This window comes from Vibrio barjaei, from assembly GCF_001639065.2.
Taxonomy (GTDB): Bacteria; Pseudomonadota; Gammaproteobacteria; order Enterobacterales; family Vibrionaceae; genus Vibrio; species Vibrio barjaei.
In genome coordinates this window covers 1-1,240 of record NZ_LQXO02000051.1, presented here as the reverse complement: position 1 = coordinate 1,240, position 1,240 = coordinate 1, and the positions used below count along the sequence as shown (strand labels likewise).

The 1,240-nt window shown below is 43.7% G+C and carries 1 protein-coding gene; it reads right to left on the bottom strand.

Annotated features, from left to right (window positions below; genetic code table 11):
• Positions 1 to 155 precede the first annotated feature (155 nt).
• Positions 156 to 1,115, bottom strand: coding sequence for a transposase (locus tag AWH66_RS20425; RefSeq protein ID WP_206360070.1), 960 nt, complete (start codon positions 1,113 to 1,115; stop codon positions 156 to 158).
• Positions 1,116 to 1,240 lie beyond the last annotated feature (125 nt).

Genomic DNA, 1,240 nt, shown 5'->3' with positions numbered 1-1,240 from the left:
ACTCTCACAAGCACAATAAATGATGAGTGTTAAGTCTTCTCGGAATGTCATTTTCGTCAAGTGAAGTGCTAGACGTTAGAGTCTAAAGGTTTTTCGAAATGCACTATTTCAGCAGAGGTGCTGTTGATTTTTGGGGAGAATGTCAGAGTCAAAAACTACTCTAAATGATAAACGTGCAGCCTCTCTTTGTTTAACACAGCTTTCGTTTTCAGCGCTAAAGTTCGTGTTCCTATCGCTGTGGCTCTTGTCTTTTCCATGTGTGTACACACTTTGAGCCAATTGGTTTGAGTGACGTCCAATCGAGCAAGTATTGCTGGTAAATGTTGATTCATTTGCGCCTTATCTTCACGAAACTGCCGAGCCGTCCAGTCGACAAGCTCGATGTAATCGATAAGCCTTAAAGGGATACCATTCGACATCTTATTGGTTGGGTTGCCAATAAATGGATGCAAGCAAGGAGCGGTAGGCTGCTGGTTCTTCAATGCATTTAGCCTCGCCTTAATCGATGTGTAGTCAGATGTTTCTAGGGTTGTGGCGATGCCAGCTCGGATGGGATTTAAGTCCACATAGGCCATGGCTGCGGCAAGTGCTTTTTCATCCAGCAGAGCCTGACTTTTGAATCGACTTTCCCAAAAATGACCTGTGCAGTTATCTTCTTGGTTGGCTTTACAAGCGATATCGAAGTTTAACTCTTTCATAAACCAGCTCAAGTTCCACAGTCGCTCGCGCCAAGTTTCGATTATCTCGACACATTTTTCTTGCTCTGCTTTGTCTGACAACTGATTGCTTAACCAGCGCTGAATCAGTACAGGTAACTTATGTGTCCTGCCCCAGCGCTCGACCACTTCATGTTGAGAGAGCGCCGTAGCTTGAACCTTATTGATATTGGCCACCAAATGGTAGTGGTTGCTCATAATGGCGTAGGCACAGATATCGATACAGTAGACATGGGTCAGTGCGTAGATTCTTTGCTCGATCCATAAGCGTCGATGCTCATAGCAAGTCCCTGTTTGAGCGTCTTTTCCACATAAATAACTTCGTCTTACACAACGAGAAACACAGTGATAATAGGATGTGGCATCAACAGATATGAGTTGCTTTCTGGCGGTAGTCATCAATCAGTCCTCCATGAACTTAAAGAGACTTTAGCAGGCAACCTTTGATTAAAAAGGCGCGGGTCCATCAGTTTGTGAAAAATCATACCAATTTCATACTTTTTGGTGTGTGTCCTTTAATTCTT

Coding starts and splice junctions, on each gene's coding strand:
- AWH66_RS20425 (WP_206360070.1), bottom strand. CDS start 1,115: ATGACTACCGCCAGAAAGCAACTCATATCTGTTGATGCCACATCCTAT.